Origin of the sequence: Leptolyngbya sp. Heron Island J (assembly GCF_000482245.1) — a bacterium.
In the GTDB taxonomy this organism is placed as follows: domain Bacteria; phylum Cyanobacteriota; class Cyanobacteriia; order Phormidesmidales; family Phormidesmidaceae; genus Leptothoe.
Genome location: NZ_AWNH01000014.1, coordinates 97,134 through 110,654, shown reverse-complemented (window position 1 = coordinate 110,654; position 13,521 = coordinate 97,134). Strand labels below are relative to the sequence as shown.

The window sequence follows — 13,521 nt, the reverse complement described above, 5'->3', positions numbered from 1 at the left end:
TACAGTGTTTGCTGCGGGTGATGCTGTCATTACTTCATGTGCAGTGTTAATTGTACTTGCTTTGTTAAGCTGGCCTTCATATTCATTAAGAAGACCTTCAAAATACTTAGTCTACTGCTATGGCGTACGGTTGGCTGTGTTCTAGGCCCTTTACTATTGGTCTTAGGTACCCTTTGGACCAATTTGCTCCGTGCGATCGCTACTCTAATCATTGCGAGGATATAACCCATGCCTACTCTCTTAGGATTCATACTGCTGGCCGGTTACGGCTATGGAGCTTGGCGGTTTTGGACTGGCTTTAACCGCACTAATTTTAGTAGCGGCAAGCTCTACCTGACGCTGCTGTGGCCAGTTTTTATTATCAGTGCTTCCTATCGTCAAAATTTTACCAAGGCCCTGAAGGGACGTTAGAAACCCAGAAAGAGCGACAACGCGCGTTTGTATAGGTGTGAAATAGGAAAACCAAACATGGTGGTAGGTCAGCTGCAGGCAGTTGCTCAACGATTTGACCGGGAGTATCGGGGGGAAGCCTTTGAACTGCCAGACGAAATCGAAGAAATGGCTGTGTTTAGAGAATGGGTGGCTGGTAGCTTGACCCCTCGGATTACCACTAAATTTTGGGAATTAGCGCGACCTAAAAAAGGCCAACGCTGTCTGGATATTGGCTGTGGTCTAAGTTTTTTGATTTATCCCTGGAAAGAGTGGCAGGCAGTTTTTGTCGGCCAAGAAATTAGTAAAGTGGCCCATGCCGCCCTGAACCAACGTGGACCGCAGTTAGATTCAAAACTCTTCAAAGGAGTCCAGTTGGCCCCTGCCCACAAACTTGATTACGAACCCGCCACCTTTGACCTGGCCATTGCAACGGGAGTCAGTTGTTATTATTCCCTGGACTATTGGGAGCAAGTCATGACAGCTGTAAAACCCTGCTTAAAGCCAGGGGGATACTTTATATTTGACGTCATCAATCCAGAAGAAGAGGTGGCAGAAAACTGGGCAATTTTGGAAACTTACCTTGGGGCAGAAGTGGAGCTAGTGGACTTAAAGCAATGGCGAGCCTTAATCAAGCGGATGGGGGCTAAAATCACGAAGCAAGCCGCTGGTGAGGTATTCCATACCTATCGAGTGCAGTGGCCTTGAGCATGGGCACGTGATACCGATAGGGCTGGAATAGGCGGCAGTAAAAAGATGAAGCGTTTGCCAGTGCTGAGACTGGTGTAATCCTTTGTATTGATTGACGGGCGTCAGCGGTCATGGGGCATAGACCTAGGCTTGACTGATGTTTACAGACCTATGTTTGAGGAGAATACCCTTGACGGTGACGCCTGAGGTGCTATCTTGGTGTCTAAAATTTTGCGTCAGCGATTTTGTTTGACAGCTTATAGTTAAGCTTAAACCGCGTCTAAGCTGAAGCCTGTAGTATCTTCTATGGCTAAACTTCAGTTCTGGAGGTAGACAAAGCTGAACTGTTTGGTTGCCAAGCGTGACCTTGACCGCTATATTGCCTTCCATTCACTAGTACTCTTTTAGCTGTTCTATTGACCTTAACTGTCGGCCCTACTGTCGATCGTGCTTATGTCGCCCAGTCCCTCGCTACCCTTTAATTCACTTCCCGAGGGTAGTACCCTACCGGGTGGCACTCCCGTTTTTGCGCTCAAAGAGCTGGTGGCACGGCTGCAGCGGGAGCAGTATAAAATTCAGGATTTGCTGAGTTCTTTAGGATTTGCCCTGAGAAGTCTCAACAATATCAGTCAGTTTTTAGAGCTGATTCCCATGATTGCCAGCCGCGTCACTGACGCTACGGGTGGGGCGCTGGTTTTGTTTCGTCCCAATGGCCAATTGCGGCTTGAGCGTCTTTACTGCCCGACTAACGATACCTGTCAAACCGTGCGCTATGCCTTGGAATCGGCCACGCGGCAAATTACCTCTTCGCTGTCAGCGTCCCTGGGAGGGAAGGGCACCGATGGAGAAGCGACGGCTCTGACTCATCAAGCTGCCCGCAGTGCTATGGTGACCCTTGATCAGCAGCTAAATCACTTTTTGGCTCCCGATCTCAAACTATTTGGCACATCCATCATTGTTCAAAATGTTGAGCGTGGTCGTCTATATGTATTTAGCGATGATGGTGACTATGCCTGGACAGAAACTCGGCAAAAGTTAGTACGGCTGGTGGCTGATCAAACAGCCGTCGCGATTGAAAATGATGAACTGACTCTAGCCCTACGCAAAAAAGAGCGTCTGGATAGAGAGCTGGAGCTAGGCGCAGAGATCCAGGAGAAGCTGCTGCCGCGCGAATGTCCGGTCATTGAAGGTGTGGATCTGGCTGCCCGCTGTCAGACGGCTCAAAAGGTGGGGGGAGATTACTACGATTTTATTCCGACTACCTATGATCAGCTGCGTAGTCCTGCAACTCAGCTATCATCAGCGCAGCCCTGGAGTGTTGCCATTGGTGATGTGATGGGCAAGGGAGTCCCAGCCGGTTTAATTATGACAATGCTACGGGGCATGTTGCGAGCAGAGGTACTTAACGATCACTCTCCTGGACAAATTTTGCAGAATCTTAACTGCGTCATGCATAACGATTTGGAAAGTTCCAATCGGTTTGTAACGCTGTTTTATGCAGAATATGATCCCAGGACACAGCTATTTTCCTATGGCAATGCGGCGCATAATCCGCCGTTGCTATGGCAGGCTGCTAACAATACCATTAGCCGACTAGATGCCGATGGCATGCTGTTGGGGTTAGATATTGATACTCGCTACCACGAGGGACAAGTTCAGCTCTATCCCGGTGATGTAGTGATTTTTTATACCGATGGTTTTACTGATGCTGCCAATATTCGTGGGGAGCGGTTTGACGAAGACAATTTAATTAATGCTGTCAACTGGGCGTGTCGGAATCTGGACAGTTCTCAGGAGATCCTGGAGTATTTGTTTAATCTGCTATGCCACTTTATTGGACCTGATCGTTCTAAGGATGATGATACGACCCTGGTGGTGATGAAGGTGACCCAACCAGCAGAGTTTCGACAGTTGTCTGCAATTGAAGACTAAGCTGTTTACAAAATTGTGGACGGCTTGATGTTATTTATGTGTAGTGCAATGATCGGTTTGCTTAATTATCTACCAGTTTTTAGCAAGCCCCATGAAAATTGACACCTATGCAGGTACCTTTGGTGATTTCTCAATATCTGTCGCACCCATACTGGAGCAACCAGCCGCTGCGGTCCCTCAGCCCATCATTGCGCAACAGTTTGAAGATAATTTCTTTGATCGCTCTGGAGATATCATCGGTAACTTTGTTGAGTCTGGGCAGCTGTGGGCATTGCTAATTGGTGTGGTTCTGGGCTATGTAATCCGAGGGATTACAACTTACTAGTGCTATTGCAGGAGTTTTTACGATTTGAACATCTCATCTACCCCCTGGAGTCAACGATTTGAAACGGGGTTACATCCGGTTATTGCTGAGTTTAATGCCAGTATTGGATTTGATATTGCCCTGGTTGAATATGATCTGACGGGTTCTCAAGCCCATGCCAAAATGCTGGCTAAGGTTGGCATCATTTCTGATGCCGAAGGCCAACAGCTGGTGGAAGGATTAGAAACGATTCGCCAGGAATATCGGCAGGGAATGTTTACGCCAGGGGTAGATGAAGAAGATGTTCACTTTGCGGTGGAGCGCCGGTTGACAGAGCTGCTGGGACCTCTGGGTAAAAAGCTGCATACTGGGCGTTCTCGTAATGATCAGGTGGGAACGGATATTCGGTTGTATTTGCGATCGCACATCCACACAATTTGTATCCTGCTCAGAGACTTCCAAAAAGCTCTGCTTGCCCATGCCGAGAGTCATGTAGACACCCTAATTCCGGGATACACCCACCTTCAGCGAGCCCAACCCCTTAGCTTGGCCCATCATTTGTTGGCCTATGTAGACATGGCCCAACGTGACTACGAACGTCTCGGGGATGTTGCCAAGCGTGTCAATACCTCTCCCCTTGGAGCTGGTGCTCTGGCCGGAACTACCTTTCCCATCGATCGCCAGTACACCGCAAAGGAACTTGGATTTGAGCGCATCTACGCCAACAGTTTAGACGCCGTCAGTGACCGAGACTTTGTCATCGAATTTGCCAGTGCCGCTAGTCTCATCATGGTGCATCTGTCTCGTTTAGCAGAGGAAGTGATTTTTTGGGCTTCAGAAGAGTTTCGATTTGTCACTCTCATGGACAGCTGTTCCACTGGCTCCAGCATTATGCCTCAAAAGAAAAACCCTGATGTTCCAGAACTAGTACGGGGTAAGACAGGACGAGTGTTTGGCCATTTGCAGGGATTGTTGACCATGATGAAGGGGCTACCTCTGGCGTATAACAAAGACCTGCAAGAAGACAAAGAAGCACTGTTCGATACTGTTAACACTGTGCAGGCTTGTCTCCAGTCCATGACAATTCTTTTACATCAAGGACTTGAGTTTCGTCCCCAACGGCTGGCAGAAGCAGTGGCGAGTGACTTTTCTAATGCTACTGATGTGGCTGACTATCTGGCCGCTAAGGGAGTCCCGTTTCGCGATGCTTATAATTTGGTAGGTACTGTGGTCAAAACGTCCCTGGCAGCTGGAAAGCTGCTGAAGGATCTCACCCTGGATGAATGGCAGGCGATGCACCCTGCATTTGAAGCGGATATTTATGATGCGATCGCACCGCAGCAGGTAGTTGCTGCCCGTAATAGCCTGGGTGGTACAGGTTTTGAGCAGGTTAGACAAGCCCTGGCCAAAGCCCAGCAAATGGTTGAATCAGTTGATTAACCTAAAGCTACCTTGAACACAACAATGGGACGGTCTAGAAACATTTCCTAGAACGCCCCTACACCGTCCCATTGATTTTACCGATACCGAGAATCGTTCCAATCGTAGGTAGAAGAAGATGACGGCGGCTTAGGCGCTTGATAGTCGTAGTTACGCTTAGGATGCCAGGATGTTTCACCATACGTACCTGGTCGCCAAACCGTGCTGTGGTGGTCATGGTGGCTGTCATGTTCTGCCCCATAGCTAGCCGTCGCATACTCATCTGCCGCATATGCGGCTGCGTAGGATGGCTCATTGGCGACAGGATGACTGTCGGTAGTAGCTCCTCGTCTGGCTGCTCCGGCTCGCTGACACTTACGTAATAATGACTCCCAGGTTAGGTTAGGCTGTCCTAATGCAATCCTAAACTGTTCTAACAAGGCCATATTTGCCCCGCCTGCATGGGAAGCAGGACGACGTACCAACGGACGAGATGCTCGTAGAGGGTCTACTTGAACTGCTGCGATTGCCCGCCTGACAGCATTGCCAATGTCTTTGCGGAGTTCATGCTTAGCTTTGTGATATTGAGATTGCCAACCTTTTTCACTAACGGCATAGAGAGAGGGCAGCCGATTTAGAGCGTAGGTTTCTACCTCAATCGGCTTAACATACTTAAGAACACGAGTCGGTAGCTGGCGCAGCTGCTGCTCTACTTCTTCAGCCACCAACAGTTCCATGACGTTAATGTATTCCCGTGGTGGAGGTGCTTTTACATCAACCATGGCATTTGTCACCTACTTAACAACAATCCCGGCATAAAGCCCTTTAAACCAGGTCCCTGAACCTGTGTAATGTTGCAACTGAATTTCAGCTACATCATTAGATTCGGTGACACATCCAAAAAGTGACACTCAGGAAACGCTTCGAACGTAAGAAGGCATTAACTCAGTAAAAACAAGCACACCTTCTACGCAGGAATAGATCCAAACCGCTACGTGCTTTTCCGGATCACTGTTCGCAAATCGGGACAATTAATGATGGGAAACCTTTAAGTTATCCCTATGTGCCCGTAACTACGAAGCTTTATACAGGGGGTGTTACACCCTATCAGTATAACTATTGCATTGCCAAGTTACGGCGCTATTTGCGAATAGCTATTTTTCTTATAGAAACCCTGAAACAATGAAAGGTAAATGACGATTTACTCGGTTGACTAAGGGTTTTTCAACCTAAGGATATAAATATAGGTTAGCGTTTATCTTGAAAAAGAAGTATTACTTAAATTAAGTACATGTATTGACTGTAGAACAGTGCCAAAGTAGTGGGGACGACTAGGCCGAAATGCCTTGATTTGAAGGTGTTTGGCCGCTGCTTTCGATCGCCTATACCTCTACAGCATCCCTGTGAATTTATTGCTTCTTCAGAGAAATAATTCTAGCCAATATGTCACATTGGCGGTATTTCTGTGCTAATTCGAGGAAGTACTTGATTGAGATTTGTCTTAGCCTTAGAAAAGCAAGTGAAGCACTAACTGGCCTCTATTTGAAGCAGGCTGAAGACCATCAGCTAATAACCAGATTTGTCTTTAGTCAAATACCTCCTGAATTGTTGGATGGGTAGTAGCCTAATGTCAGACAAAGGCACGTATCCGTACTTTCACGGAGACGCCCTTTACAGCCCTTATCCACAAATTTTTACATCTAACGATGGATAATTGACTAGGGGGTGTCTCCCCACGCGTTACACAAATGGGCGTTGCTGATCCGAACTATGATTTTCTCTCAAAGATGTCACTATGTGGCGTTTCTAATCGATCGGTTCATCCGGTAAATCAGCAACGGCCAAAAACGAATAACAGGGCTCGAATAGTTTGAAGCGATAAACAATAAACGGGCGATGAGAGAACACAGTTTGTAAGCCGATTCTCCAGGGTTTGCATAGGAGAAAGCACTGATGCATGGGGACAACCTAACCTAGGTTATCCTATGGGGGATCTCTATCTTCATGCTCCCAGTTGATATATGGCACTTAATTCTGGTGATTCCATCGTAGCCCAATGCACTGAACTGATTGAAGGTCTGATACAGGCCACTCTCAAAGGGAAAATCAGCTCTAAGGCCCAGGTGTATCGTCAGTTAGAAGATGGTTTGCCAGTAGGGAGTGGGGAAATTTTTGAGCGCTGTTTAGCAGAGCGCATGCAAGCGGCAGAGCAGGATCAGTCATCGAAAGGGCCACGCACTGTGCGAGCCCTAAAAGTGGTGCAAGGAGAATGGGTCAATTTACAAAAGACGCGGCAGCGCCAGCAAAAAGTGTCAGCTGCAACCGCCCAAATTTCCTCGGTTGATGGGGAGGATCAAATAGATATCCTGCTCAAACTATTAGATCCCAACCAGCCTGAACCTCCCACCCGTGATCAGTTGCAACAGCTGGCTCAGTCCCTGACTGCTGAAAATAATGAAACCTTGGGAAAAGGCATTACCTCAGGCCTGGCGGCTTATAAGAATTTGGAGGGAGAGTTGATTAGCTGGCTCTACGAAGCCGGAGGTCGAGATATCGGTTTTGGTTCGGAACAACGTCGGGGACCCTGGCAGTATTGGGCCAGACGGGTGGACTATCCTATTCCCCAGAAATTATTTGATACCCTGGCGAAAGGAGAGTCCGTAATCGCGTTAGCAGAGGAATGGAGTTGTCTGGATGAAAGTAGCTGGGTACAGCTGGCAATTTTGCTTCATTATCTCAAGCAAGGCTTGGTGAAGTGGTTTGATCAACAACCCTACAATGTGAGACTTGGGAAAAAACTCTCCTATTCTACCTTCTTAATCTTCGCCACCATTGAAGCCAATTTAGCCCAGGGATTCCAATCTAGCCGACCCCACTTAGGACAAGGTTCATTCCAACTCATGCAACAAAGTCTCCGTAGCTTTGCCCAACGCGATGATTTTCCGTTGTATGGCGGTGTGTTTGTTGCCTTTGACGGCGGATATTTGCAAGATACTCTGGATTACTTCAGCGAACCCCTAAAGCAGATCCCTGGTACCCAGGATAAGGCGCGGTTATTGACATTGTTAGGGTATTCTCAACGCACCTTGGGGCGTTATGATGCAGCACTCATGTTTCATCAGGAGGCTCTTGAAATTGCCACCGCTGCCGAAGATCAATTTTGTGTGATTGCTAGCTTTAACCATCTGGCACGGGTGCATGTGCTACAGAAAAACTATGGAGAGGCTAGAAATTTTAGCCAACGAGCCTTGATTATGTCTCGCCAACAGGGAGATTCTTTGGGAGAGGCCAATGCCCTGGTGAACTATGGCTACAGTGAGGTATTTGCTGCTCGGGCTATCGATACGCCGGATCTCTCAGTATATGAGCAAGCGATTGGCTATCTAGAGCGGGGAAGGGATTTAGCCGAAACTCTGGGGGATTCTCAAAGTCAGGCACTAGCCTATAACAGTATTGGTATTGCCTATAGTATTGCGAGCCAGCCAGGGTTAGCGATTGAGAATTTAGAGAAAGCGTTGCCCCTGACCCAGGCGGCGGGAAATGTGTATTTGCAGGGGATAACCTGTACGTATTTGGCGGAGGCGCAGCGGGAGTTAGGGAATAGGGAAACTTCGTTGCTGTATGGGGCGTTGGGAATGTATTTGTTGCATCAGATTGGATCGTCGGAATGGCGGCAGGGGGCAGGGTTGTTACGGGTAATTTCAGGGGAGTTGGGTGCTGAGAAGTTTGAGCAGGTGTTGCAGGAGCAGCGGCGGTCGATAATTCAGTGGATTGGGGTAGATGGGTTTGATTATTTGGGGACGTTGTTGGCGGCGTATTGAAGGTTGTCACAGGTGGGTGTTTTGTAGGGGCGCACTGCTGTGCGCCCGATGAAATTATGAGCGATTGGCCTAGATTGCCAAGAGCGTACGCGTTACGCCCCCACGGCTCCCGATGTGATTCCTACCTAAACAACAGTCTCGCTTCAATGCTAGAAAAATTGTCTAGCCTATGGTGAGATATGCTCTAAACAAAGTCGGCTACGGTGATTGTGCTGGCGCTAACGCCTTCGACAATACCAATAATAGTGCTACTGGAGGTTATCGAAATCTCAGCATTGCCGGTTGAACTATTGTCTGTAATAGTTAGTTGCCCAAAGCTGAGCGAACCCGTTAAAGCAAACTTGTCAGTGCCATCAACAAAGTCTGTAATGGTGTCGGTACCTTGACCGATGATAAAGGTATCGCTGCCATTGCCACCAGTTACGGTATCAGCGCCGCCACCACCAGTGAGGACATCGGTACCACCACCACCGAGTAATGTGTCACTGCCATTGTTGCCCAACAGAGTGTCAGCACCACCGCCACCTTCAAGAGAGTCATTCCCAGCCCCACCTCTGATAGTATCGGCACCACCACCACCGAGTAATGTGTCATCGCCCCCTAAGCCTCGGATGGAGTCATTACCCCCTAAGCCCTCAATGGTGTCATCCCTGCCAGTGCCATCAAGTGTGTCGGCACCGGAAGTTCCGGTAATGGTGCCGGGGTTGCTAATGTCAGGCAAAATGGTATCTACTAAAATAGCGCCAGTCAAATCAGCGCCGTTGAGATTGGCCCCGGTAAAGTTGGCTTTGGTCAGGTCTGAATTTATTAGCAGCGCATCTTGGAAATTGCTGCCTAGGAAAACACCAACCTCTAAGCTAGCTGTTGTAAGATTTGCATCCGTAAAGTTAGTAAGACCGTTGCCAACGGCTTCTTTCAAGTTTGCACCGACGAGACTTGCCCCAGTGAAGTCTGCACCATTGAGTGTAGTTTTCTCCGCAAAGACACTATCTAGAATAGCTCCGTCCAATTCAGCTCCGGTGAGATTTGCTTCACTGAGATTGGCTCCGGTGAGGTTTGCACCGCTTAAATCGGCATTTGTTAGGTCAACTCCACTAAGGTCAGCCCCGGTCAAATCAGCACCTTCAAAGTTAGCACCGCTTAAGGTAGTATCGGAAAAACTAATACCGGTTAGTATCGTCTGTGTATCATCGGCAGGATTACCTGGTGTACCCGGATCGAAATTACGAAAATCAGCCCCGGCTAAATTGAGGTCGTCAGCAATAAAGTTAGTTAAATTGGCCCCTCGAAAACTGATATTGGTTGAGGTTGTGCCCTGAGGAGCCGAGGCATCACTCCACGACACATTACTCAGGTTGGCCAGATCGAAGGTAGCGTTGCTGAGGGTAATGTCTGAAAAGCTAACGTCTGTGAAGTTAGCACCTGTGAAATTTGTATTGACGATGATATTTTCTTCGAAACTAGCCAGCTGAAGATTGGCATTTGTAAAGTTAGCGTCTGTCAAGTCAGCAGCTTTGAGACTGGCTTCAGTTAAGTCTGCTCCAGAAAAGTTAGCCTCTATTAAAAGAGGTCGGTTTGACTGTTCTCCACTGAGTTCCGCTTTGAACAGGTTTGCACCCCGTAGATCGGCATTGGTGAGGTTGATGTTGTTGGTGCTAATCTCAGATAGATTCCCATCTCGCAGGTTAGCACCTGTGAAATCAACGTTCTCTAAGGTTGCCTTGAAGAGGCTAGTTGTTGGGAAGTTAGTACTGGGTCGAAAATTGGCACCACTGGCATCTACATTGAACCAGGTTGTTTCTTCAAAGTTAGTCCCTCGCAGTCGTGTGTCAATAAATGAGACATTGGTCAACTTTGCTTTGAAAAAGTTAGAACCATTGAGATTCTGTCCACTGAAAATATTGCCAACTAAATCCTGCTCGCTAAAGTTGAAAACAGTCATGGTAGATACAATCCTTAAGTAGAACTAAATGGGAAAATGAGTGTGCTGCCAAACACGTATGCGCTACGAAACGTAGAAATGCGCACACAAACAACACTCGCCCTCACCAGATCTCTGGCTACTAGCCAGGTCACATACCGGTCCCAAGTGATTGTTCTAAATCTTGAAAAATTGTTGCAACTAAAATTCAGACCACTACAAACTAGACATATGGAGCTAGCCAATAGGTCACCTGAGATTTGTTTGTTTCGATACTGAAGAATAGGTTTGAGAAAGTAATTCTGTCAAACAACCTAAGAATAATCTAATTAAGTCTTCAGCTGTGTGACAGATCTGTAACTTGATCTGCTAAATCTTGTTAAACTACCTTTAATGAAGGGAACCAGAGCTTAGAGATCTAATTCAGAACGGACTCAAACAAGACATTGAACAGGCTGTACAAGATTAATTCCTCCAAATAATTAGAAAATTCTAATAATTAGAATTTTCTAATCAAGAGTAAGAGATTTATCCCATAGATCTTGTTATCAATCCTGAAAACAGTCATACTTTGCTTTACTCCATCTGACACATGGGTCTATACGACTATACGAGCAGCCGATAACCAACTCCACGTACTGTTCCAATCACACCAGACCCCATTTTTTTGCGGAGATAACCAATATAGACTTCGACAATATTAGATCCAGGATCATAATTATATCCCCAGACCTTGTTGAGCAACTCTTCCCGACTAACTACCTGACCGGCTGCCCGAAATAATACTTCCGCCAGAGCATACTCGCGAGTGGCTAGCTCAATAGACCGATCTTCTACTTTAACGATTCGTCTACGTAGGTCTAAGACCATATTACCTGCTGACAATAGTGTTTCCTCGGTATCTTCTCGGGCAGCACCATCGCGTAATCTTAGGCGAATGCGGGCAACCAACTCTTCAAACTGAAATGGCTTGGTCATATAGTCATTGGCACCACCTTCGAGTCCAGCCAGCTTATCTTCAATGTTGTCCCGAGCGGTGAGGATAATAATAGGAAAGCTTTTTCCCTGACTCCTGAGATGTTCTAAAATGTTAAGTCCGTCTTTGCCTGGCAAACTTAAATCTAAAATCATCAGATCGCAATCATGGTGTTGAACTCGATTAAAAGCCTGCTGGGCATTGCTAGCGATGGAGGGGGCAAAATTGCGCGATCGCAACCCCTTTTCCAAAAACTCCGCAATGCCCGGTTCATCTTCAACGATCAAAATATTAGTCATAGCGAGCCATCTCCATAGGAGGGTCTAGAGGGAATATCAGGATGAATGTAGAGCCCATTCCTGGTTGACTATTCAGCCGCACCTCACCACCATGGGCTACTGTGATTTCTCTAACAATTGCCAGGCCTAAACCTGCGCCATCTGACTTACGGCGACTCTTAGATGCCCGAGCAAAGCGTTTAAATATATGCTCTTGTTCTTCCAAGGCAATGCCTTCGCCAGTATCCATGACCCAAAACTGCACAGATCTATTTTGAATTGAAGAGCCGAGAACAATGGCATCTTGAGGCTGAGTATGCTGAGCCGCATTTTGGGCAAGATTGATCACCGCTTCCGTAATCCGCTGGCGATCACCCACTAACTTGCCATTGGCAATCGTCTCTAGCTGCCAATTACGCTCAGCCAGCATACTAATCTTTGTAAATAATTCTTGGGTAAATGATTGCAAGTCGATTAAGTCAAATCTTAAAAAGTCAGGACGCTTTGCTTTGGCCAGTAACAGCAAATCTTGAACAAATCGATTCATCCGATCAAGTTCATTGATCACCAAATCAAATGTTTGCTGCTGCTCTTGTGAGACGCACTCCATTACCTCAAGCTGGCCACGGATAATTGTGATTGGTGTACGCAGTTCATGACCTGCATCATTCACAAAGTCACGTTGCGTAGCGAAGGCAGATTCCAAGCGATCCATCATGTCATTGAATGTCCCGGTCAAGTCAGCCAGCTCCCCTTTACCTTGCACTGGAATACGCCGGGTCAGATCAGTTGCTGTAATAGTACGAGCTGTCTCTGCTAATAGGCGCAGGGGGGATAACACCCGACCAGCCATCATCCAGGCAATTACTAGTGTCATTAACAACACAAACACCATAATTTTAAAGACGCCATTCAGCACGTCAAATGCTTCTTGCCGTTCTCCTGCATTTAAATGCAGAGCAACAAAAGTACCCAATCGCTGATCATTGGCCTTAATCGGTCGTACATGAAACAAAACACTCCCTACATCTGGATCGCCTGTCTCCTGTTCACCCTGGTAGGGGTGATTTTGCCTGATAAAGCCCTGAAATAAAGTAGACCCAGGCTGCAGTAGCTGAGGTCGGGCCTCAACACTAGCTAGATAGAACTCCGATCCTAAAAATGTCAAAAAAATTGTGTCATCTTCAGGGATGCGCCGTGTGACATAAAGCTGAAAGACCTGCTTTAAATCCTCTTGGTTATTAGGCGGCAACATTAAGTCTTGAGATTCTAGCTCTGCCTGCCCTAAACCAAATCTTTCTAAGACTTTATACTCGCCGTTCAGCAGCCCTTCAAAAGCTGCCATATCCTCAATTAGCTCTTCTCGCACACGGGCATTGACCTGAGAAATGACAAAATAACGCATCAGGGGTACTGCCATAGCGACACAAAGTCCCAACAGCAAAACGTACCAGAGCAAAATGCGAGTTCGAGCTTCTCCAGTCAGCGTTTGCCAACTCCGACGGGGCAAAAAATAGAGCGTCTGGAATAAGCTGCCGTACCGAAGCACAACAGGCCTAATGTAGTAAGAGCCTCAACTGGGTAACACTAATGGGCCTGCAATGGAGAAAAGTATGGCCTACCAGAGATATATGCTTCAAATCTCCACTTACTGAGCTAAGCCAGCCAATATTAAAAACACTCATGGTAATGCCTCTTATTTTAAAGTTAGTATCTTAAAAGAACTGGTGAGAAGGTCTTGCACAAGACCA

The 13,521-nt window shown here is 47.1% G+C and carries 11 protein-coding genes; 6 read left to right on the top strand and 5 right to left on the bottom strand.

Annotation, left to right across the window (positions count from 1 at the left end; translation table 11 throughout):
* Window positions 1-228 precede the first annotated feature (228 nt).
* From N836_RS44115 to argH, 5 genes are all read left to right on the top strand, one after another.
* Entirely contained in the window at window positions 229-411 is a 183-nt protein-coding gene (locus tag N836_RS44115; protein ID WP_023071003.1) for a hypothetical protein, read from the top strand.
* A 57-nt stretch (window positions 412-468) separates the two neighbouring features.
* Window positions 469-1,137, top strand: a complete 669-nt coding sequence (locus N836_RS44110) for a class I SAM-dependent methyltransferase (protein ID WP_023071002.1) — start codon at window positions 469-471, stop codon at window positions 1,135-1,137.
* Between the two features lie 435 nt (window positions 1,138-1,572).
* A complete protein-coding gene (locus tag N836_RS44105) occupies window positions 1,573-3,051 on the top strand; it encodes a PP2C family protein-serine/threonine phosphatase (RefSeq protein WP_023071001.1) in 1,479 nt (492 codons plus the stop codon).
* Between the two features lie 91 nt (window positions 3,052-3,142).
* Window positions 3,143-3,376 (top strand): hypothetical protein, encoded by a 234-nt coding sequence (locus tag N836_RS44100; RefSeq protein ID WP_023071000.1) that lies wholly within the window; start codon window positions 3,143-3,145, stop codon window positions 3,374-3,376.
* A gap of 24 nt (window positions 3,377-3,400) precedes the next feature.
* Window positions 3,401-4,795 carry an argininosuccinate lyase gene (gene argH / locus N836_RS44095; RefSeq protein WP_023070999.1) on the top strand — a complete coding sequence of 465 codons (1,395 nt, stop codon included), beginning with the start codon at window positions 3,401-3,403 and terminating at the stop codon, window positions 4,793-4,795.
* Between the two features lie 77 nt (window positions 4,796-4,872).
* On the opposite strand, the gene N836_RS44090 is transcribed toward argH, so the two are convergent.
* Entirely contained in the window at window positions 4,873-5,556 is a 684-nt protein-coding gene (locus tag N836_RS44090) for a late competence development ComFB family protein (RefSeq protein WP_023070998.1), read from the bottom strand.
* Window positions 5,557-6,580: 1,024 nt separating this feature from the next.
* Window positions 6,581-6,733: a hypothetical protein gene (locus tag N836_RS76350; protein ID WP_161634926.1), complete on the bottom strand. Its 153-nt coding sequence runs from the start codon at window positions 6,731-6,733 to the stop codon at window positions 6,581-6,583.
* A gap of 62 nt (window positions 6,734-6,795) precedes the next feature.
* On the opposite strand from N836_RS76350, the gene N836_RS44085 reads away from it, so the two are divergent.
* Window positions 6,796-8,595 carry a tetratricopeptide repeat protein gene (locus tag N836_RS44085; protein ID WP_023070997.1) on the top strand — a complete coding sequence of 600 codons (1,800 nt, stop codon included), beginning with the start codon at window positions 6,796-6,798 and terminating at the stop codon, window positions 8,593-8,595.
* Between the two features lie 184 nt (window positions 8,596-8,779).
* On the opposite strand, the gene N836_RS44080 is transcribed toward N836_RS44085, so the two are convergent.
* The 3 genes from N836_RS44080 to N836_RS44070 form a co-directional block, all read right to left on the bottom strand.
* On the bottom strand, window positions 8,780-10,537 hold the full coding sequence (locus N836_RS44080) for a pentapeptide repeat-containing protein (RefSeq protein ID WP_023070996.1): 1,758 nt from the start codon (window positions 10,535-10,537) through the stop codon (window positions 8,780-8,782).
* 585 nt (window positions 10,538-11,122) lie between these two features.
* Window positions 11,123-11,791 (bottom strand): response regulator transcription factor, encoded by a 669-nt coding sequence (locus tag N836_RS44075; RefSeq protein WP_023070995.1) that lies wholly within the window; start codon window positions 11,789-11,791, stop codon window positions 11,123-11,125.
* Entirely contained in the window at window positions 11,784-13,319 is a 1,536-nt protein-coding gene (locus N836_RS44070; protein WP_023070994.1) for a sensor histidine kinase, read from the bottom strand. Before N836_RS44070 ends, N836_RS44075 begins: the two co-directional genes overlap by 8 nt.
* Window positions 13,320-13,521 lie beyond the last annotated feature (202 nt).

Excerpts from the sequence above, each read along its gene's own strand:
- N836_RS44115 (WP_023071003.1), top strand. The coding sequence starts at position 229 with ATGCCTACTCTCTTAGGATTCATACTGCTGGCCGGTTACGGCTATGGA.
- N836_RS44110 (WP_023071002.1), top strand. The coding sequence starts at position 469 with ATGGTGGTAGGTCAGCTGCAGGCAGTTGCTCAACGATTTGACCGGGAG.
- N836_RS44105 (WP_023071001.1), top strand. The coding sequence starts at position 1,573 with ATGTCGCCCAGTCCCTCGCTACCCTTTAATTCACTTCCCGAGGGTAGT.
- N836_RS44100 (WP_023071000.1), top strand. The coding sequence starts at position 3,143 with ATGAAAATTGACACCTATGCAGGTACCTTTGGTGATTTCTCAATATCT.
- N836_RS44090 (WP_023070998.1), bottom strand. The coding sequence starts at position 5,556 with ATGGTTGATGTAAAAGCACCTCCACCACGGGAATACATTAACGTCATG.
- N836_RS76350 (WP_161634926.1), bottom strand. The coding sequence starts at position 6,733 with ATGCATCAGTGCTTTCTCCTATGCAAACCCTGGAGAATCGGCTTACAA.
- N836_RS44085 (WP_023070997.1), top strand. The coding sequence starts at position 6,796 with ATGGCACTTAATTCTGGTGATTCCATCGTAGCCCAATGCACTGAACTG.
- N836_RS44080 (WP_023070996.1), bottom strand. The coding sequence starts at position 10,537 with ATGACTGTTTTCAACTTTAGCGAGCAGGATTTAGTTGGCAATATTTTC.
- N836_RS44075 (WP_023070995.1), bottom strand. The coding sequence starts at position 11,791 with ATGACTAATATTTTGATCGTTGAAGATGAACCGGGCATTGCGGAGTTT.